Source organism: Paenibacillus sp. FSL R5-0887, from assembly GCF_038002305.1.
Classification (GTDB): domain Bacteria; phylum Bacillota; class Bacilli; order Paenibacillales; family Paenibacillaceae; genus Paenibacillus_AQ; species Paenibacillus_AQ odorifer.
Genome location: NZ_JBBOCE010000002.1, coordinates 903,835 through 923,468, shown reverse-complemented (window position 1 = coordinate 923,468; position 19,634 = coordinate 903,835). Strand labels below are relative to the sequence as shown.

18 protein-coding genes are annotated in these 19,634 nt (G+C 45.6%); 6 read left to right on the top strand and 12 right to left on the bottom strand.

The window, feature by feature from the left end; genetic code table 11:
* Window positions 1-203: 203 nt before the first annotated feature.
* A complete protein-coding gene (locus MKY14_RS22135) occupies window positions 204-791 on the top strand; it encodes a histidine phosphatase family protein (protein ID WP_076195192.1) in 588 nt (195 codons plus the stop codon).
* 77 nt (window positions 792-868) lie between these two features.
* A complete protein-coding gene (locus MKY14_RS22130; protein ID WP_081383526.1) occupies window positions 869-1,687 on the top strand; it encodes a GGDEF domain-containing protein in 819 nt (272 codons plus the stop codon).
* Window positions 1,688-1,754: 67 nt separating this feature from the next.
* Here the strand turns inward: MKY14_RS22130 and MKY14_RS22125 are convergent, their stop codons facing one another.
* From MKY14_RS22125 to MKY14_RS22095, 7 genes are all read right to left on the bottom strand, one after another.
* Window positions 1,755-2,987, bottom strand: a complete 1,233-nt coding sequence (locus MKY14_RS22125; RefSeq protein WP_036680370.1) for an SLC45 family MFS transporter — start codon at window positions 2,985-2,987, stop codon at window positions 1,755-1,757.
* Window positions 2,988-2,991: 4 nt separating this feature from the next.
* Window positions 2,992-3,729: a glycerophosphodiester phosphodiesterase gene (locus MKY14_RS22120; RefSeq protein WP_076129570.1), complete on the bottom strand. Its 738-nt coding sequence runs from the start codon at window positions 3,727-3,729 to the stop codon at window positions 2,992-2,994.
* A gap of 102 nt (window positions 3,730-3,831) precedes the next feature.
* Entirely contained in the window at window positions 3,832-4,698 is an 867-nt protein-coding gene (locus tag MKY14_RS22115; RefSeq protein WP_076186782.1) for an STM4011 family radical SAM protein, read from the bottom strand.
* Window positions 4,695-6,044: an STM4012 family radical SAM protein gene (locus tag MKY14_RS22110; protein WP_076129568.1), complete on the bottom strand. Its 1,350-nt coding sequence runs from the start codon at window positions 6,042-6,044 to the stop codon at window positions 4,695-4,697. The genes MKY14_RS22115 and MKY14_RS22110 overlap by 4 nt, the downstream gene beginning before the upstream one ends.
* A 32-nt stretch (window positions 6,045-6,076) precedes the next feature.
* On the bottom strand, window positions 6,077-6,859 hold the full coding sequence (locus MKY14_RS22105; protein WP_076129567.1) for an STM4013/SEN3800 family hydrolase: 783 nt from the start codon (window positions 6,857-6,859) through the stop codon (window positions 6,077-6,079).
* On the bottom strand, window positions 6,859-8,148 hold the full coding sequence (locus tag MKY14_RS22100) for an STM4014 family protein (RefSeq protein ID WP_076129566.1): 1,290 nt from the start codon (window positions 8,146-8,148) through the stop codon (window positions 6,859-6,861). The genes MKY14_RS22105 and MKY14_RS22100 overlap by 1 nt, the downstream gene beginning before the upstream one ends.
* A gap of 7 nt (window positions 8,149-8,155) precedes the next feature.
* A complete protein-coding gene (locus tag MKY14_RS22095; protein WP_076129565.1) occupies window positions 8,156-9,001 on the bottom strand; it encodes an STM4015 family protein in 846 nt (281 codons plus the stop codon).
* A 169-nt stretch (window positions 9,002-9,170) separates the two neighbouring features.
* Here MKY14_RS22095 and MKY14_RS22090 point away from each other — a divergent pair, with 169 nt between their 5' ends.
* Window positions 9,171-10,646, top strand: coding sequence for an amidase family protein (locus MKY14_RS22090; RefSeq protein ID WP_339189885.1), 1,476 nt, complete (start codon window positions 9,171-9,173; stop codon window positions 10,644-10,646).
* Between the two features lie 36 nt (window positions 10,647-10,682).
* On the top strand, window positions 10,683-11,210 hold the full coding sequence (locus tag MKY14_RS22085) for an NAD(+) diphosphatase (protein ID WP_076186776.1): 528 nt from the start codon (window positions 10,683-10,685) through the stop codon (window positions 11,208-11,210).
* Window positions 11,211-11,296: 86 nt separating this feature from the next.
* Here MKY14_RS22085 and MKY14_RS22080 read toward each other — a convergent pair whose 3' ends face one another.
* The 5 genes from MKY14_RS22080 to MKY14_RS22060 all read right to left on the bottom strand — a co-directional run bounded on the left by MKY14_RS22080 (window position 11,297) and on the right by MKY14_RS22060 (window position 17,207).
* Window positions 11,297-12,985 carry a glycoside hydrolase family 13 protein gene (locus MKY14_RS22080; RefSeq protein ID WP_076309292.1) on the bottom strand — a complete coding sequence of 563 codons (1,689 nt, stop codon included), beginning with the start codon at window positions 12,983-12,985 and terminating at the stop codon, window positions 11,297-11,299.
* Between the two features lie 34 nt (window positions 12,986-13,019).
* A complete protein-coding gene (locus tag MKY14_RS22075; RefSeq protein WP_172628781.1) occupies window positions 13,020-13,841 on the bottom strand; it encodes a carbohydrate ABC transporter permease in 822 nt (273 codons plus the stop codon).
* Window positions 13,838-14,704: a carbohydrate ABC transporter permease gene (locus MKY14_RS22070; RefSeq protein WP_038568998.1), complete on the bottom strand. Its 867-nt coding sequence runs from the start codon at window positions 14,702-14,704 to the stop codon at window positions 13,838-13,840. Before MKY14_RS22070 ends, MKY14_RS22075 begins: the two co-directional genes overlap by 4 nt.
* Before the next feature lie 77 nt (window positions 14,705-14,781).
* Window positions 14,782-16,047 carry an ABC transporter substrate-binding protein gene (locus MKY14_RS22065; RefSeq protein ID WP_076195171.1) on the bottom strand — a complete coding sequence of 422 codons (1,266 nt, stop codon included), beginning with the start codon at window positions 16,045-16,047 and terminating at the stop codon, window positions 14,782-14,784.
* Window positions 16,048-16,202: 155 nt separating this feature from the next.
* Window positions 16,203-17,207, bottom strand: a complete 1,005-nt coding sequence (locus MKY14_RS22060) for a LacI family DNA-binding transcriptional regulator (RefSeq protein WP_036680403.1) — start codon at window positions 17,205-17,207, stop codon at window positions 16,203-16,205.
* 346 nt (window positions 17,208-17,553) lie between these two features.
* On the opposite strand from MKY14_RS22060, the gene MKY14_RS22055 reads away from it, so the two are divergent.
* Window positions 17,554-18,507: an AraC family transcriptional regulator gene (locus MKY14_RS22055; RefSeq protein ID WP_340395101.1), complete on the top strand. Its 954-nt coding sequence runs from the start codon at window positions 17,554-17,556 to the stop codon at window positions 18,505-18,507.
* Window positions 18,508-18,513: 6 nt separating this feature from the next.
* Entirely contained in the window at window positions 18,514-19,590 is a 1,077-nt protein-coding gene (locus tag MKY14_RS22050; RefSeq protein WP_340977344.1) for a Gfo/Idh/MocA family protein, read from the top strand.
* The last annotated feature ends 44 nt before the right edge of the window (window positions 19,591-19,634 follow it).

The window sequence follows — 19,634 nt, the reverse complement described above, 5'->3', positions numbered from 1 at the left end:
CAAGGTTTATTATACCTCATGTTCAAAAACTTGGATAACCTTTATTTTTAAATGTTCATAGGGTGAATCTGATAGAATATAGATTATATTATTTATATTAGCACTGAAATTGCACTGAGATTAGCACTATAAGTAGCACTATAACTAGCACAATAACCAGCATCACAATTGCCACTAGACTCAATAGCTAAAAGGAGATTTTTATGACTACGATAGGTTTAATTCGCCATGGAAGTACCGCGTGGAATAAAGAAGGCAGAGTGCAAGGGCATACGGATAATTCATTGGATGCTGAAGGCCTGCAACAGGCACAACTACTGGCTGAACGTCTTAGCACAGAACAATGGGATTACATATATTCAAGTGATTTACTCAGAGCGCGGCAAACGGCAGAGGTTATTGCAGAAAGATTAGGCCTTGAGATCACGGGTTTAGCGCCGGGCATTCGAGAGATGTATGCGGGACTTATTGAAGGAACTACGCAGCAAGAGCGGATTGAACGATGGGGAACCGATTGGAAGACGTTAGATTTGGGTTTGGAAACTCCAGAAGCCAGCGAGCTCAGAGGCAGCGAAGTGATTGAAGAAATTGCGGCGAGACATCCAGGCAGTCATATTCTGATCGTTAGCCATGGTGCAATTTTACGCAGTAGCCTTAGAAGACTACTTCCAGAACTGGACGGCACAGTATTATTGAACAATACGTCAATTACGCGAATAACAAAATCCGAATCGGGTGGCTCCTGGAACTGCGAGTTATATAATTGTGCGCGGCATTTGGAGAAAGAGTAAGTGTTCAGATAATGTTCAGAGCTTTTTTATATATTGGTATCGCAGTACAGTAAGCTAATTATTTGTAGTTCAGAAGGATGTGCGAATTAAAGGTGGTAGAGGTTCAGATTTATTTACAAACGTTAATGTCCATTATCATCGCAGGGGTTGTAGGTTATTTAGTATTGAGATTTTACCGGGATGTTGCTAGTAAGGAACCAAAACAAAGAGCAGTTTACACGGGCCTTTCCATTATAACTATTGTCGTTGGATTGTGGGCAATGCATCAGCTAGGCAAAAAAACCTTAGAAGAAACTATAGAGGTCAATGGGGGGATTTTCACTCCGTTATTGATATACGCGCTTACGATAGCTGTTTTAATGTTTTTGCTTACACGGCTGAACCTTGTTTTGGCGGAAAGAGAGCAGCTTAAGGAACTTGCCTATAAGGATGGCTTAACGGGGCTCTTAAACAAGAATGGAATGGATCACTTTTGGGATCGCTGCAAAGTAAATGAGCAACTAGCCGTATTGTTTATGGATTTGAACCGGTTCAAATCAATCAATGACAGCTTAGGACATCATGTGGGCGATTTACTGCTGCAAGAGGTGGGAGGAAGGTTAAGTCAATTCTCCAGCAAAAGAAAACGCCATATTTTCCGCATAGGCGGCGATGAATTTGTGATTGTAGCTAAAGGCTGCAATCAGAAGGAAGCGGAGCAGTTAGCGGTGCAGATTCTGGAGAAGACGACCAGACATTATCAGCTGGGAGAGCACAACCTCTTTGTATCTGCGAGCATAGGCATCAGCATTAGTCATGGCAAGGTGGATCATTTCAGGCTGCTGCACGAAGCAGATACAGCGATGTACACCGCCAAACAGCTGGGTACAGGTCGTTATTCAGTTTATAAAAATTAGTTTGTTAAGTGTAAAATATAAGCGTCAGCCCTGGACATAAATAGATGTCTAAGGCTGACGCTTTTTTTTAGGCTCCCGGTGTGTGAAACTTGTGGGGGACTTGCTTGCGTCCCTTCATCAAGAAGAGGCAGAGCAGGGCAACCGCCATACTAATCGCTGCTACATAGAACAGGATGGAGTAATCAAAAATATCAATCATTAGCCCCAGCAAAGGTGGCGAGCTGATCGCTGCCAGTGAAGAGACCAAATAATACATCCCTGTTCGAGTACCGATACTCTCCTCAGTTCCCGTTGCAACAACATAAGGATAAGAGTTGATGTTGATACAAGCCCAGAAGATTCCTCCTGTCAGGAGTAAAGCTCGAAGCACCAGCAGGTCCTGTGCAAACCCAACAAGCGCAAAGACCGTCATCAGGCCACATACGCCGACGATAATGATCTTCTTTTTCCCGAATCGCCCACCCAGCCAACCGCTCGGAATAGCGAACAGCACAAAGGCAAGGGAGAAGAAGGTAAGGGAGAAGGAGGCTGCTTGTTCACTGAGGCCCAGATGGTTTTTGCCATACAATGTAAACAAGGTTTCGACCCCTTGATAAGCTACAAACCAGAAGAAAATCGCTGCCAGTAGAAAGACTGTAGTACGATCCAGCTGGCCGCGAAAGGAGACTCTGGAAGGCTTAACTATCGTCGCAGAAGGGCTCCCCGCTGTATCGGATAGAAGCGTAGGGCTTATATTCACACCATCCCGTTTTTCTTTGATGAACCGCGATACGATAAACAGACATAACAGGGTAATCAGTCCAGCAACGAGAAACGGCAGCGCAGGATTTGATTTATAGAGGATCGAACCCACGCCAAAAGCCAGAATTGATCCGAATCCACCCATGAAATTAATTAATCCGTTAGCCTTTGTACGCTGCTCTTCAGGTGTTATGTCGGGCATGAGAGCGACGGTAGGGGAACGGTATAAACTCATGGCTAGATTCATCAGCATCATAAATAAAAGCAGTGTAAATAGTCCGGTATGAAACGGAATCAGCATAGTCAGCACGGCAGCGAAGGGCATACCGATCATAAGATATGGCATTCTGCGTCCAAAACGCGAGGTCGTGCGGTCACTCCGATTGCCGATCCAAGGCTGCAAGAATAAGGCGAAGTAATTATCAATCGTCATCATGAAGCTGATTAGGGCTACACTATGTACATATTTTTCGAGGAAAAAAGGTACAAATGCGTTATACAGACTCCATGTAATGCTGATGCTGAAAAAGCCGAATCCGAGCAGCCAGACTTTTTTCACACCATCACACTCCCTTGTCAGCCAGGAGTCCAGCGAGTAGGTCTGGATGATCGGTAATAATGCCTGATACACCAGCTTCAATTAAATATTTCATCCGCTCGGGATCGTTAACGGTCCAAGGATGGTAGACAACGCCATGCTTCGCCGCTTCTTCGACGAATTCAGGCAGTACTGCAAAATGATACGCATGCAACGCAGTCGCTCCAAGTGTAGCTGCATAATCCCAAGGACGATACAAGCCTTCCCCGTACAGAATTCCTGTTCTGATCTCCGGTGCCAGCGACTGACAGTAAGCTAGTGAATAATGGTTGAAGCTCGAAAAAATGACGCGATCGCTCATCTTGAAATCACGTACGGCCGCGATCACTTTTTCCTCCATACCCGGATATAAAAAAGTGCCATTTTTAAGCTCGATATTTAGGATGGTATCTCTACCTTGCAGCAGATCTAATAAATCTTCCAGCAATGGAAGGCGCTCATCTTTGAATTCAGGTCCGAACCATGAGCCTGCATCCACTTCCAGTAGTTCTGCGAGTGTATGATCCTTCACATAGCCGGTTCCGCTTGTTGTGCGGTTTAGAGTTTCATCATGAATGAGGACTAGGCCGCCATCCTTGGTCATTTGTACATCAGTTTCTATTCCGGTTGCACCCAGCTCAAGACCTTTGCGAAATGCTGCCATAGTATTTTCTGGACACACTGCCGACGCTCCACGATGCGCAAAATTAATGATGTTGTTCATAAGTTATTGTCCCTCCAACCTTAGTGTTTGCTATGCCCCTATAGATGGGGGCTACTTGTCATATTCCACAGAGAGTAAAGAAACCCTGTCTGGAATTTTAAATCAGTTATTCATAGCGCCATACGGGATTCGTTCCAAAAGTCCAGCTTCATAGATGCTCCGCAGCTTCAGCTCGGGCATATGAATATAACCGATATAACAATCGCATACCTTCATTCGGCAGCTTCTAACCGCAGAGAGACCCTCTAGCCCATCACGGTAAAGATTGCCTATGACCCCTCTGTCCTTATAGCAGCGTTTCACAAGCCCAGCGCCCTGTACGTAAAAAACATCTTTTCCTGCATTGCAGGCTTGGCCAAGGCTTTCATAATCCATAGCATTCACAGAAAAATGTGGATCAATCTCGCTAAGGAAGACAAAATCCTCAGCTGTATAATAATCAGGTTTATCTTTGTAAGCATTGACCCATAAGTACACGTTCTCTGGTAACGCAGAACGAAGTGAAGCTATCGCTGAAAAAGCGCTGCGTATTCCAACGCTTCCCACACTAAATGGAACGTCGTTCTCATATAAAGTCAAACATTGCGCCAGAAATTTATCCTCCCGCACTTGTCCGGGGTGGTAGGTGGCCCAAAAGGCCACTTTTTTACGATTCAGCTGGGAGATGAAACCCAGGTTGGCAGATAGGTTGGTCTGAATCGCTACCTTCTCTACATGGTCCATATTGGAGAGGGCAATCATTGCTTCTTTGTACCAGCGATGAATTAGCCCTTCGCCATAGGGATTAAAAAATATAGAAAGCCGATGACCTGCCGCACCTTGCTCAGAGGCCCACGCTACGAAGGCTTCCAGCCCCTGGCGGTCCTTGGCGAGCGTAGCTGCGCTGTCTCTTGTTTTGCCAAAAGGACAATAGGGGCAATCATAGTTGCAGGACGTGAGGGAACCGCGGTAGTAGAGGACCGCATTCATGGCAATACGAACCTTTCCATCTGCTCTCGGATCTCCCCAGAAATAAACCAATCCCCAATCGAATCAGAGTAACCCATCCCTTCGGTGGTAAGGCGCAGGATGCCATCTTCCTCCTGCCCAAGACCGGAATGAAGCAGGTTGGACAGCTCAGGATAATCGCTCCAGAGCGATTGACCGAAACGCTGGCTGTAATCTTCAAGCTTCAGCCCTTCGCTATGTAGAATCGCCTTCAGAATAAAGCGGCGTTTCTGTTCTTCAAGACTCAGCACAATCCCGTAATCCGCAGTATCGTAACGATCCGTCGCAACGTAATCAGCAATAATGCTCTCGGTTGCTTTACGGCTTACCCCATAACGGGAAGCGTAATGCACATGGCGGGTGTAGGATCTTGCTCCGCAGCCCAATCCGACCATTCCTTCTTCTTGGCAGCTATAATCGAGAATGGGTTTAGCTGTTCCTGCGTCTTCCTTGGCGAAACGACGCATGGAGTATTGGCGATATCCTCTCGCTCTAAGCAGCTGCCCAGCGGCTTTGTAGCAATCTAGGCGAATATCGTCCTGACGCTGGATATCACCAGGCTTCACAATCGTATGCTCACGGGTGTAGAGCGGATAGATGAAAATTTCCTCTGGCTCAAAGCTGATCGCTTGATTGAGCGAATATAGCCAAGAGTCGACCGTCTGCCCCGGAAGCCCGTAGATCAGATCTAAATTCAGTATGGGAAAATCATATTTCCCCAGCAGCTCTAGTGCCCGATATACCTCATCCGGATTTTGTGGGCGATAGATGGCCGCCGATTCAGCAGCGACAAAACTTTGGATGCCCATGCTGACCCGATCCACCGTATACTCTTTTAGAATATTCAGCTTCTCTTCGGTAATCGTCTCCGGTGAAGTTTCTACTGAGATGGAGGCTGTATTTGTGTCCAGTCCCATCGTATCAACGGCAATGTGGAACAAGCGGCGGAGCTGATCTGCTGCCAGCAGGGTGGGAGTTCCACCGCCGATCGCAAAACGCGCATAAGGTTTATGTCTGGTGAATTCCGCCCATTGCTTTGCTTGGCGTTCCAGGGCATCCACGTATGTGGCATGAACATTTGCGCGTTTATCAGGCAGGGTAAATAGGTTGCAGAATCCGCAGCGTGCGCCACAAAACGGAATATGCATATATAGAAAGAAAGATTCCGCAGGCTCATCACGCCAGAGTGTTTCTAGCGGCATCGGAGGCTGCAAATCCCTGTAAGCCGTTTTGTGTGGATAGGAATACAGATAAGAACGGTAAGGGTGAGCAGTAATGCTGTCTTTCCACTTGTGAAGCTCTTCTAAAGAGAAGGACGATAACGTCATATCAGTTCTCCATCCTTTCCTTGTTATAAATATTATAAAATAAACTCCCGATAAGGGACGTTCCATACCGTCTCGTGGGCAAGGCGATGCCCCTGATAGCCATCTTCCCCATAAGCGGTTCCATGATCTGAAAAAGCCAGGCAGAAGACCGGATTGCCGCGTTCCCGGAACGCATCGAACAACCGGCCCAGTTCACCGTCCACATAACGAAGAGCGGCGCGCTGGCTGTCTACGGAGTCTTTTTTAGCACCAGGTACAAAATAATGATTTGGTCCGTGAATGGCAGAGACGTTGAGGAACATAAACAATCTTTGCTCGCTAGGAGTATCCTTTAGCAGCTTCAAGGCATGGTTCACCTGATGCTCTGTGGAACGCGGATTGGTCACACCGAAGGTCATCCGCCAGTAGCTTTGCTGGAAATAGCTTGGCAACACACGAGCGAGTGGATTTTTTTTGGTGAAAAAAATAACACCTCCAATACAAACCGTGCGATAGCCCTCGGCAGCAAGTCCTGACACGATATCCGGCGTATCGAACAGCCATGTATGAGGATGCGTCTTCATTCCGGTATTTCGGGAATGGAACATACGGATATGCTCAGTCTTATCCGTTGTAGCTGGAGTAGGCAAGAAGCCGCCGAAAAAAGCGTGATGGGCCGCATAAGTAAAGCTGCCGGGAGTATGTCTTTTCTCCCAGGATCCCGTTCCGCACAGGTTCGGGCAGTTCGCTTCCTCCATAGTAGCTGCATCGTATCGAAGGGTATCAAGTGTGATCATTAGAATGTCATGGGTGCCAACGATAGTGTTCATATCCATTAAGAGGATCCTTCCTTTATAAGCGGTGTTGAGGGATGAGTAATATAGTCTCTGGCGGTCAATACCTTCATTTCCCATTCGTAGGTGCTGCAGCCACGGTATTTCACATCGTACAGCAAATCGCCAAAAGGATTAACATCGGCGACAAAACACTGCTGCGATCCTCCAGATATCAGCACGTCTATCCCGGCAACTCCAGAACGGGGAAATGCCGCCAGCGCTTGCAACGCGGTATTTCGTACCTGCTCCTGTATGAATTCTGATAAACCGGCTTCTGAAGGAGACATCCGCTGGCTGCGTAAATGCAGATTCGTAATTGGGGTGGAACTTACACGAGCAATTGTATGACAGGCCTCACGGAGAACCACGAGCTGGCGGATATCGAAGGCTTTGCCGTTATGGCCGATCTTAGGGATCCATTGCTCGGCATAACCACCATGCCGATAAATCCAGTTAATAATGCCGGAGATCGTGGCGGTATCTGTGTATCGCCGCAGTTTACCGGAATTATAGTAAATGGGCGGTCGGGTGATGTAATTCTCGACCCCCACTGTAGTTAAGGCAATTTCGGCACCTGTAACGGGATGGAGCTGATAGGCGATCACCCCGGAAGCGGCAGAGCCGAAGGCTAGCTTAATGAATACCCGGTGCATTCGCCGGGAGATCATCATCTCACGGAGAGAGGCATAGTCGGTAGGCTGCTGTTCCTCGCCTAATGGACGAGGAATAGGGATGCCTGCCTCACTCAGAATCTGTTGTGCCCGCCGTTTATCGGTCATGGCCGCAATGTCAGCGGGGTCATTTAACCATAGCGAGCCTGGACAAACCTCTTTGGCTTCGCGCTGTAGTCTAGCCAGCATGCGGCAATAACCGCGGAACCATTGCGAAGGATGATGCAGGACACCCTGCATCTCCTTCAATTGATGGGCTACCTTCACACGGAGTGGGCGCGGATCAGGTCTTTCAGCGTAGGGATGCAGCGAATCGTCAACATCAACGGCATCAGGTGCGCCAAGAGCGATTAAGGCACGTTCTACTTCAAAGCTGCTGCCAGGCGATTCCAATCTCAGCAGCGGGGGAGCCGTACTGAGATCTATTCCGTTATAAACAGCCGGCTGGCTGGATAACTGCTGCTTCTGCACTTCCAGCAGATCACCTAACGATTGGCCTTGCAGAAATTCAGCGTACGATAAAATGATGGCAGGTGGCATTCCGAGATCGGAACGTGCTTGCTGAATGCCGCTAGTCCGTTTATCCCCAGGAATACCGATAACGATCATCGGCCGCATAGGGGGCTCACTCTGTGATGGAAGGATAACGCCAGTCTTCCTCATCATCGCTTTCCTGTTTGTCGCTGACATCGACAGGTAATCCACTCTGCTGCCACCGGCTGATCATCTCGTCGGACATAAAATGATGGCTTAGATTCAATGCTTTTAGTCCCTTGATTCTCTCGCTGGCAAGAAGCAATTCAGCACCTTCGTCGCTGAGGGTACCCAGAGATAGATCTAGCGTATCCAGCTGATCTAAGATAGGCGCATTTGCTACTGCACCGGCGATTTCATCTTGTATTTCGCTATTTTTTAATCCCAGATAGGTAAGTTTAGGGAACTTTCCTACTTCTATAAGAGGTAGAATATCTGCGAGGCTTCCGTCAAAGCCGTAGTTATCTACGCCAAGATAGAGTTCCAGCTTGCGTAAATTCGGCAATTGGCTGGCTGCAATATTTTCAAGTACGGCTTTACTTAAGCCGCCACTAATAATTATCAGTTCCTCCAGCTTGTCATGCTTTAGCTCTGAGAGGCTCAGCTCATTCCCGCCTTGAATCGTGAGTGATTGTAATTCTGGAAAAGCAGGGAGCAACGGTGATAGATCGCTTTGGGTAATCCATGAAATCTCGCATTCCTCATAGCCCATCTCACCAATAAAAAGCTTGCGTAAAGCCGGGAAGCTGGCGCTATGCGTAACCAGTGCCTCTACAACCTCTTCCGAGCTATTCTCGTAGGCTTGCCCCCAATCACCGATAATTAGGCTGGTCAGCGACGCACCTTCAGGGCTGCTGCTTAACTTCTCAATTGCTTCGCCAATTCTTTGACCTTCTTCGAATTCGTCGTATCCAATACTAAGCTTTACTTCCGTCATGGGTGTTCCCTCCCGGAAAAATTTAACTTCGAAAATACCCTATCATCTGTAGCCGAGGGAGTCAAATAGCTGAATATAACTATAGTTAAACTCTCCATATTATTGAGGTGAAATTTTGTGGTAGGTTTATACTAGAGGCAATTTTATTTTTTTGGAAGGAGTTATTCGTATGAAGAATAAACTTCAGGAATGGATTATTGAGACGGATATAATTAAAATGCAAGAGGCTCTGGAAGCAGGTTTAATTACCTCAGAGGATATAGTTCAAGTATATCTGGAGCGGATCCAAAAATACGATATAGACATAAACTCTATTTTAGAAATAAATCCAGAGGTTATACAAATCGCGCGAGCACTCGATAAAGAACGAGCAGAAAAAGGGAGCCGCGGGAGCCTGCACGGTATTCCTATTGTATTGAAGGATAATATAGACACCGCGGATAAGATGCATACGAGTGCCGGTTCTGTAGCTTTAGCTGGATCAATTGCGGCAAAAGATTCATTTGTAGCGGCCAAGCTTCGATTGGCGGGGGCTATTTTACTTGGGAAGGCGAATATGTCGGAGTGGTCTAATTTTATGTCTAGTACAATGCCTGCGGGATATAGCTCGCGGGGAGGGCTTGTACTGAATCCGTATGGACCTGGGACGGTATTTGTCAGTGGTTCCAGCTCTGGGCCTGCGGCAGCCGTAGCAGCGAATCTGGCAGCAGCAGCGATCGGAACGGAAACCGCAGGATCTATTGTCGGTCCAGCCAGCCAACATGCTCTTGTCGGAATCAAACCTACGGTGGGATTAGTGAGCCGTACTGGAGTCATTCCCATTTCAGTAAGCCAGGATACCCCTGGGCCTATAGCTAGAACGGTTACAGATGCGGCAATTATTTTAGGGGCGTTAACCGGAGTGGACGCCAACGATTCAGCAACATTTTCAAACGAAAAATACGCTTATACAGACTATACTTCAAGTTTAGATAAAAGCTTTTTACAACAAGCAAGAATAGGTATTCCACGGCATTATTATAAGCATTTAGACGCTGAGAGGCTTGCAATTATGGAAGCAGCTATCTTGACCTTGAAGAATGAAGGGGCTACCATTATAGATCCTGTCACAGTACATGTTGAACAACAGAATTGGAATAATGATGTGATTTGTTATGAATTTAAAAAAGGGCTCAACCAGTATTTAGCACAAGTAGATGATTCCGTTCCGATTCACTCTTTGCAAGAATTGATAGCCTATAATGAAAGACATGCTGAGATTGCCCTGCGATATGGGCAAGACACCCTGACGAGATCAGAAGAAGTAACTTTAACTGAAGAAGTCTATCAAGAGAAGAAACAAGAATACAAGGAATTAGCACTTGAGCAAGGAATAGATTATGTGTTGGAACAATATGGTTTAGACGCCTTATTGCTGCCTGGTGATGTAGATGGCATGTATATTGCGGCACGCTTAGGTTATCCATTAGTTACCGTTCCGGCGGGATATGTATCTCAAGGCATTATTGATGCGGATGGGGATTCGACCAAGGGACCTTTTGGTGTTGTTTTTTCCGGAAAAGCTTATAGCGAGCCTACGCTCATAGCCTTAGCATACGGGTTTGAACAAGCTACGTATCACCGGATTCCTCCTCAATTGGAGTAGAATTAGGCTAACTTAGAATAGAAGGAAGCGATCAGTTTGAAGTATTGCCTGGAATGTGGGACAGAGTTAGTAATGAAAGAAAGTGAAGGGGAAGGGCAGGTACCTTATTGCAATGCGTGTGAAATGTTCCGATTCCCTATTTTCAGCACGGCGATTAGTACAGCAGTATTAAACAGGGAGAAAAACAAGATTTTATTAATTCAGCAATATAATCGGCCAGACTATATATTACTCGCAGGATACGTGAACAAAGGTGAAGATGCGGAAACGACTCTCGTACGTGAGGTAAAAGAAGAGGTAGGACTTGATATTGTCGCTTATGAATATATGCGCAGCTTGTACTTCGCACCATCCAATACGCTAATGCTGAATTTTATAGGTGTTGCAGATTCGGAGGACTTGAGCCAGGTGAGTACTGAGGTTGATCATGCTGAATGGTTTACCTTGGAAGAAGCCGCCAGAGCGATTAAAAAGAACAGCCTAGCCGAAACCTTCTTACTGGCGATTATTGAGAAATTGAACGCGGGACAGGTACAGGTCAATCCGGTAAAAGGAACGGTTTAAAATGTAAGTCTATAACTCAAAAGTGTTTATGAAAAAGCAGAAAGGAGCCCGGAGGCTCCTTTTTGTTTTTTCATGCAAGGGGGTACTTAATTAAGCTTATACACACGAGCTTCATAAGGACGAAGTTGAATTGTGTTTAGTTCTTCTTCTGGATTTACTTCGTAGTTGGCAATAAGCAATTCCTTCGCTTGGAATTTCACAGTAGAAGGAAGTTCGAAGGTCGCGGGCTCTCCGAAGAAATTCAATACAACCAGTAGCTGTTCTTCTCCAAGAGTACGCAGATAAGCATATACCTGTTGATTCTCCTCAGCCAGAATTGTATAACTTCCGTATACGATAATCTCATGCTGCTTACGCAGCTCAATTAGCTTCTTATAGTAGTGGAAAATAGAATCGGGATCTGCCAGAGCCTGCTCCACATTAATATCTTCGTAGTTAGGGTTCACAGCCAGCCACGGTGTGCCGGTGGTGAAGCCTGCCTGCGGTTCCGAGTTCCATTGCATCGGCGTACGGCCATTGTCCCGACCTTTGATGTAAATGGAATTCATGATTTTTTCTTCCGAGTGACCGGCAGCCAAGTATTCCTTATACATATTTAGAATTTCAATATCCTTGTAGTCATCGATGGAAGCAAATTGTACATTTGTCATGCCGATTTCTTCACCTTGATAGATGTAAGGTGTACCTTGGAGTGTGTGCAGCAGTGTTGCCAGCATTTTTCCAGACTCTTTCGGGAACAGCTTATCATCCCCAAAGCGGGATAACATACGCGGCTGATCATGGTTGTTCATATACAAGCTGTTCCAACCCTTACCGTCCAGTGCAACTTGCCACTTGGAAATAATGGACTTAATGTCCGCCAGTTTCCAAGGCTGTACATTCCATTTACCTCCAGGACCGGAATCGACGTCCATGAGCTCGAAATGGAATACCATGTTCAGCTCGTTTCGATCCTCGGAAACATACAGTGAAGCTTCTTCTGGAGTAACATTAACAGCTTCGCCCACTGTCATGATATCGTACTTGGATAGCACCTCACGGTTCATTTCCTGCATATATTCATGTACGCGGGGACCGTTAACGAAATAGTCTCCACCGAAGTGGTAAGTAGGCTGTTCTACGTTACTTTCCGTAGAAACGCTAGGTAATTCCGGTACTTTGGAGATCAGGTTGATCACGTCCATGCGGAATCCGTCAATTCCTTTATCCAGCCACCAGGTCATCATATCGTAGATTTCCTGGCGCAGTTTTGGATTGTCCCAATTCAGGTCTGGTTGTTTTCTGGAGAAGAGATGGAGGTAATATTCTTCCGATTTCTCATCCAATTCCCAAGCCGATCCGCTGAAGAAGGAGCCCCAGTCGTTAGGCGGCTGTCCGTCCTTACCAGGACGCCAGATATAATAATCACGATAAGGATTATCCTGCGATTTGCGGGACTCCACGAACCAGGCATGTTCATCTGAGGAATGGTTGACCACAAGGTCCATAATCAGCTTCATGCCGCGGCTGTGAAGTCCAGCTAGCAGTTCCTCCCAATCGGAGAGCGTTCCGAAATCATCCATAATACTTTGATAATTACTGATATCATAACCGTTATCGTCATTAGGCGACTGGTACACTGGGCACAACCAGACTACGTCGACACCAAGATGATTTAGATAATCGAGTTTCGAGATAATCCCTTGCAGATCACCAATGCCATCCCCGTTACTGTCTTTGAAGCTGCGGGGGTAAATTTGATACACTACGCTTTCTTTCCACCATTTCTTATCCATGTATAACTCTCCTATCTCTCTATATAAATCTTAGTTATTTAATGGATCCAGATGTTAGTCCACTGATAATCCATTTTTGCGCGAACAAATAGACCACGAGCATCGGGGATAAAGCAAGCAGATACGAAGCAAAGGCTAAGTTGAAATCTGTGCTGAATTGACCTTGGAAGACATACTGTACAAGCGGAAGTGTGTATGAATCCTGATCACCTAGCAGAATCAACGGCAGCATAAAGTCATTCCAAGTCGACAGACAGGAGAGGATACCAATTGTTGCACTGACCGGAGCAAGAAGTGGGAAAATAATCTTCCAGAACGTTCCGAATGTCGTCGCACCATCTACTGTGGCAGCTTCCTCTAGCTCATAAGGAATAGAGCGGATATAGCCAGTGTATACAAACACGTTAAAAGCCAAGCCATAAACAATGTATAGAATAATAAGACCCAGAATGTTGTTCATATGCAGATCCGTTGTCACTTTGACCACAGGCAGCATAATAATCTGGAAAGGAATAAACATTGCGCTGATAAAATAAAAGTAGAGCGCTTTGAAGAATTTTCGGTTCATATTGCGGGCAATCGCGTAGGCTACCATGGAGTTGGTAAGCAAGATGAACACTACTGATGTTATTGTGATCGTGGCGCTATTTCCTAAGGCGTTGAAGAAATTGGTTGCCTTAATGGCATTGGCGAAGTTCTCAAAATGCAGGCCAGTCGGCAGTGAAAAGATGGATTGAGCCATTTCCTCGGGATTTTTTAGCGCGATAGCAATAGTCATGTACAGCGGAAAAAGGATCAGTAGTGAGCCTAGCGCGATAAGAATCGTTGCAGGCCAGTTGCTTGATTTTTTGATCATAAGTCCATCTCCCGTTTCTGCAGAAATTTAAGCTGAAGGGCGGAGATCACAACGATCACGATAAAATAAATCACGGCGTTCGCCGATTGATAGGCAAATTCTCCGCCTTGGAAGCCGCCTGTATAGATTAAGTGGGCAATGGATTGTGTTGAACGTCCAGGTCCCCCACCTGTCAAGGCTACGATTTGGTCGAATACCATTAAGCCGCCCTTCATCGCCAGCACCATGTTGATCGTGAAGAAGGAAGCAAGCATTGGAAAAGTAATGCTCCAGAATTCTCTCCAGCGGCTAGCGCCGTCCAGATTGGAGGCTTCGTAAAGATCTTGCGGAATGGTCTGTAGACCTGCCAGATAGAGAATCGTGTTATAAGCAATTCCCTGCCAAACGGCTACAATGACGATACCGATCCAGGCCCAATCGGAGTTGCCGAGAATGTTCTGCGAAAGGAATTCGCTGCCAAGCTTCTCGCCCCAGATAGGGAATACATTTGCGAACAAATAGTTGAAAATAAAGCCGACAATCAGCACGCTGAGGATATTTGGCAGGAAATATACACCGCGGAAAAAGTTTTTGGCTTTAATCTTGGCGTTAAGCCCAAGCGCAATCAACAAACTGATGATGTTGATGAGAATAGTTGTTAAGATGGCATATTTAAAAGTGAACACATATGAATTCAGCACATTTTCATCTTGAAAAATGTTAATGAAGTTCTTAAATCCTACGTAATCAAAGCTGTCACTGAAGCCGTCCCAGTTAGTGAACGAATAATAAATACCCTGCAGTGCAGGAAAGGTGTGAAAGGCAAAGAAAAGAAGCAATGCCGGTATAGTCATTAGATAAAAGGCGACTCGGCGTTTGGCCATCATGTAATCCTCCTTGGAAAAGAGAAAGAGAAGGGGGAGTCCCGTTCTCTTTCTCGGCTCTTATTTGTCAGGTCTCGTTATTTCCGGTCAGCTACCTTATCCCATTCTTTATCAAGCTGTTTCAGGTACGCATCAACATCTTTCTTTTGTAGGAAGGCTTGATTGATGGTATCCACTTTCATTGCACTTGGGATGTAGTGGTCCGCAAAGTCGGCCAAGTTACCTGAGGTAAATGCTGCTTTGAAGCCGTCCATTGTTGGATCATCTTGAGTTACACCTTGCACAGCTGGGAATGCTTTTTGCTCGTTAATGTAGAGGCTGACATTCTCAGGCTGGAGCAGGAATTCAACGAATTTTTTAGCTTCTTCTTTATGTTTAGTGCTCTTAGAGATAGTCAACAATGTGTCTACGCCAGAAATGACCTTATTGTTAGCAGCATCATTTGTCGCTGGGAAAGGGAATACACCAAGCTCAATGGATGGATTAGCCTTCACGATTTCTGGAATCGCCCATACCCCTTGCAGATACATTGCAGATTCACCTTTAGCGAAAGCTGTGTTGCCGTCATTGTAGCCTTTTCCAAAAATATCTTTTTGACCGAACTCCGTCAGCTTAAGCAGCTTTTCAGCAATTTCGGTGAAGCTGTCTGCGAAAGTCACAGTACCTTCAGCACGTTGCTTGAAGAAATCATTGCCTTTAATGATTGTAGAGAGGGAGTTGAACGGCGTAAGGGTTGTCCAGGAATCCTTAAGGGTCAGGTAAAAAGCATTTTTACCGCTGTCCTTGAACTTTTGAGCGACGGCAATGAACTCATCCCAAGTGGTTGGCACGGCAACGCCGGCTTCAGTGAACATCGCTTTATTGTAAATGACACCACTTGCGTTCGAAGAGAATGGAAGACCATTCAGCTCGCTCGAACCCGTCAGGTCTTTCAGCATTTGAACATAAGCAGGCTGGATATTTTCAGCAAGTGGATCACTTGAGAAGTCTTCAAACAGACCACTTCCGGATAATGTTTTGTAGGTGTCAGTGGCACCGATACCGACCACGTCAGGGATGTCTTTTTTAGCTGCACGAGTCTTCAGCACTGTTTCGGCATCCGGTGGGTTCACTTGAGTGACTACGATGTTCGGATTGGCTTCATTAAATTTCGCAACCAGCTTGTCGAAGGTGGCTTTGGCTTCGGTCTTATTTTGGAAAAACTCGATTTTCACCTTGTCACCGGAGGAGTTCCCGCCGCTAGATGTGTTGTCAGCCGCATTGTTACCACTATTGCTACCGCAGGCGCTAAGCACGGACATAGCCAGTAGACTAACCATTACGGGTTTAATTGTTTTTTTCATGATAAATCCTCCTAATAATGTGTTGGTATTATGGTGAATTTGATAAGAGTAAACGTTTACGTTGACGGCAAACTTAAATGATGTTCGTGTTCTTCTAAGCGACGGGTATGCAATAAAGTGAACAGTAAACGTTTACGTAATATTGATAAAAAGACTTAGGTAAGCGATCTTACCGTTTGTCTTTCCACAATTGTGTGATCGACAATCTGGCTGTTGACAGACTCGCCTGTTTCAATCATCTGAATGAGCTTCTCCACGGCGATCTTTCCAATATCGTACAGCGGTTGGCGTACTGTTGTTAGAGGCGGAATAACCATTTTGGCTAATCCAAGATCGTCATATCCCATAATGGAGATATCCTCGGGCACGCTTAGACCATTTTTGATAACGGTGGAGAGGGCACCAATCGCCATTTCATCACTAGCAGCAAAAACGGCAGTCACATCAGGCGCTTGCTCCAAAAGAGTCTCCATAGCTATACTTCCGCTCTCATACAAAAAATCTCCGTAAGCAAGATAGCGGCTGTCAAAAGGAATACCATTTGCTTCAAGCGCATGCTTATAACCTTCTGCTCTTGGCGCACCAGCGATAAGATCGCTAGGGTTTCCACTAATCATGGCTATTTTGCGGTGACCTTTTGAAATTAAGTAGAGGATAGCGTCAAAAGCTGCTCGATAATCATCTACTTTCACATAAGGGACCTTGGCGAATTCTGTTTGGGAAGAGACCAATACAACGGGGATCCTCATGGTTTCGAGCACATCGTAATATTCTTTCTTAAGGACTTCACTAGAAAAAATAATGCCATCAACCTGTTTCTCTCTCAGGAGCTGCAAGTACTTCAACGTTCTTTTACCGTCCTGATCGGTATTGCATACCATCACACTGTAGTTCCGGTCATTGGCCAATTCTTCAATACCTTTGAGCAGATCGGAAGAGAAGGCACCAGAAACACTAGGGAACATAACACCAATGGTTTGTGTACGCTTATTGATTAGACCCCGGGCAATCGCATTGGGTTGATAACCAATTTCTTTGATCGCCTCATTTACCTTTTGTTTCGTTTTGTCCGAATACCCACTTAAATTGTTTAGCACGCGAGAGACTGTGGCAATGGAAACGTTCGCTTTCTGTGCAACATCTTTAATCGTTGGGTTCATTCCTATGAGCTCCTTAAACTACGGTTATCCTTGAATTAAACGCTTACGCTGATGAGAGTAAGTTATGAAAGAAGAGAACGTAAACGCTTACCCCGAATATAAATGCTGGTAGGCGCTTTTGTCAACTGTACTTAAAAAATAAAAAAATGATCAAAACTACGCAAGAGCAGTAATCTTTTAATAGGAATGAAACCAATGTATATACCAAAAATTTACTTAGAAATATCGGAATTGACAAAAGAATATTGGAGGTCTAACATTTAGAGAGTAAACGCTTACGTAAAATTTTTAAATATGGCATGCAAGCCCTGGTTATAATGATTTACTCGGATAAGGAGTTGCATTTATGAATATTTATCTCGAGATTCCGGATGTGGATAAGCACTTTCCTTACCGCAGTTTACTCTGCAATGGTGATACGTTGTGTTATCCGCATTGGCATAAAGAAATTGAAATTATCTATGTTACCAAAGGAAGCCTGAATCTGGGAATTAACGATACCCCTATTCACATGGAGCAGGGCGAAGTCCAGTTTATCAATGGTGGGGATGTGCATTATTTTCTCTCTTCACCTGAGAGCGAACGGGTAGTGATTCAATTTGACCTGAATTTGTTTCAAGAAGTAGCCGCTTTGAACGGTAATGACTACTCACTTCGTGAGGTCTTTACGCTTATGGAGTATTCCAGTTCTAGATGGCCCGTGGAAACTGCCGCGAAGGTCAAAGGGCTGATTGAGAGTATTTACGAGGAAGATGTACAGCGAAGAGAAGGATATGTTTTTCTAATCAAGGCTAGATTGTTTGAACTGCTGACCGTTATTCTACGGGAGGTACCGAAGAGTCCGATCAAGAAACAGCCTAAGTTCTCGGAAGATACACTGAATCAATCCAGAGAAACACTGGAGAGACTAGAGCGGATTTTTATCTATGTGGAGCAGCATTACCAGGAGGCTATTACGCTGAATGAGGTAGCTAATTATATGGGGTTTAGTCCTTATTATTTTACCAAATTGTTCAAGAAAAACACGGGCATGACCTTTATCGCGTTCTTAAACGAATACCGGCTTAACAAAGCCAAATGGATCTTGATCAATGAAGATCTGCCGATGTCTGCCGTGGCGGAAGCAGCCGGGTTTGGCAGCGTGAAGACCTTCCATCATTTTTTCAAGGAAGCAACGGGAATATCACCGCTGAAATACCACAAGACAATATTCGGGAATAATACAGCAAGATTGCAGGAAGAAAGCCCTTCCTCAGCTTTGTATGATAGAGATATCAAAACAGGAATAAGTGGAGGTTAGACCAGAATGACTTTAACAGTAGGAATTATCGGCTGCGGAGGTATTGCGAACGGCAAGCACATGCCCGCGTTAAAAAAAGTAGAAGGTGCGCGAATGGTTGCTTTTTGTGATATCGTCGCTGAACGTGCCGAGAAGGCAAAAGCGGAGTTTGGAGATGAGCAGTCCGTAGTTTACACAGATTATAAAGAGCTTCTTAACGATGCAAGTATAGATGTGATACATGTATGTACGCCGAATATTTCCCATGCGGAGATTTCCATTGCGGCTATGGAAGCAGGCAAACACGTAATGTGTGAGAAGCCGATGGCTAAAACTACGGCAGAAGCGCAAGCGATGATCGAGGCCTCAGAGCGAACTGGGAAAAAGCTGACCATCGGTTATCAGAACCGTTTCAGACCAGATTCAGCTTATCTGCATGCGGTATGTGAGAATAATGAGCTTGGTGAGATCTATTACGCCAGAGCTAAGGCTATCCGTCGTCGCGCGGTCCCAACTTGGGGTGTGTTTTTGGATGAAGAAGCGCAAGGCGGCGGTCCGTTGATTGATATCGGCACCCATGCGCTCGATTTGACCCTGTGGATGATGGATAATTACAAACCTAAATATGTCGTGGGCAACGCTTATCATAAGCTGTCCGGTCGTAAAAATGCTGCGAATGCTTGGGGCCCGTGGGATCCTGAGAAGTTTACAGTTGAGGATTCCGCCATTGGATTCATCACTATGGAGAATGGGGCTACCATCATCTTAGAGGCAAGCTGGGCACTGAATACACTCGATGTCGGTGAGGCCAAAACGGTACTTTGTGGGACTGAAGGCGGAGCAGACATGGAGAAGGGTCTGCGCATTAACGGAGAAGCCTACGGTAAAACCTTTGAAAAGCATATCGGTCTGGATGCCGGTGGCGTCGACTTTTATGATGGTGCAGGAGATGATCCTGCGGTGATAGAGGCAGCTCAGTGGATTGACAGCATTGTAAATGACACCGTGCCTGTAGTGAAGCCGGAGCAGGCGTTGGTTGTGACTCGCATCTTGGAGGCTATTTATAAATCCTCTGAAACTGGAATGCCTGTGTTTTTTGAATAATCAAGCAAGTTCGATGGTCATAGATAAATATGAACTAGGAGCGT

Coding starts and splice junctions, on each gene's coding strand:
- MKY14_RS22135 (WP_076195192.1), top strand. CDS start 204: ATGACTACGATAGGTTTAATTCGCCATGGAAGTACCGCGTGGAATAAA.
- MKY14_RS22130 (WP_081383526.1), top strand. CDS start 869: ATGTGCGAATTAAAGGTGGTAGAGGTTCAGATTTATTTACAAACGTTA.
- MKY14_RS22120 (WP_076129570.1), bottom strand. CDS start 3,729: ATGAACAACATCATTAATTTTGCGCATCGTGGAGCGTCGGCAGTGTGT.
- MKY14_RS22115 (WP_076186782.1), bottom strand. CDS start 4,698: ATGAATGCGGTCCTCTACTACCGCGGTTCCCTCACGTCCTGCAACTAT.
- MKY14_RS22110 (WP_076129568.1), bottom strand. CDS start 6,044: ATGACGTTATCGTCCTTCTCTTTAGAAGAGCTTCACAAGTGGAAAGAC.
- MKY14_RS22105 (WP_076129567.1), bottom strand. CDS start 6,859: ATGGATATGAACACTATCGTTGGCACCCATGACATTCTAATGATCACA.
- MKY14_RS22100 (WP_076129566.1), bottom strand. CDS start 8,148: ATGCGGCCGATGATCGTTATCGGTATTCCTGGGGATAAACGGACTAGC.
- MKY14_RS22095 (WP_076129565.1), bottom strand. CDS start 9,001: ATGACGGAAGTAAAGCTTAGTATTGGATACGACGAATTCGAAGAAGGT.
- MKY14_RS22090 (WP_339189885.1), top strand. CDS start 9,171: ATGAAGAATAAACTTCAGGAATGGATTATTGAGACGGATATAATTAAA.
- MKY14_RS22080 (WP_076309292.1), bottom strand. CDS start 12,985: ATGGATAAGAAATGGTGGAAAGAAAGCGTAGTGTATCAAATTTACCCC.
- MKY14_RS22075 (WP_172628781.1), bottom strand. CDS start 13,841: ATGATCAAAAAATCAAGCAACTGGCCTGCAACGATTCTTATCGCGCTA.
- MKY14_RS22070 (WP_038568998.1), bottom strand. CDS start 14,704: ATGGCCAAACGCCGAGTCGCCTTTTATCTAATGACTATACCGGCATTG.
- MKY14_RS22065 (WP_076195171.1), bottom strand. CDS start 16,047: ATGAAAAAAACAATTAAACCCGTAATGGTTAGTCTACTGGCTATGTCC.
- MKY14_RS22060 (WP_036680403.1), bottom strand. CDS start 17,207: ATGAACCCAACGATTAAAGATGTTGCACAGAAAGCGAACGTTTCCATT.
- MKY14_RS22055 (WP_340395101.1), top strand. CDS start 17,554: ATGAATATTTATCTCGAGATTCCGGATGTGGATAAGCACTTTCCTTAC.
- MKY14_RS22050 (WP_340977344.1), top strand. CDS start 18,514: ATGACTTTAACAGTAGGAATTATCGGCTGCGGAGGTATTGCGAACGGC.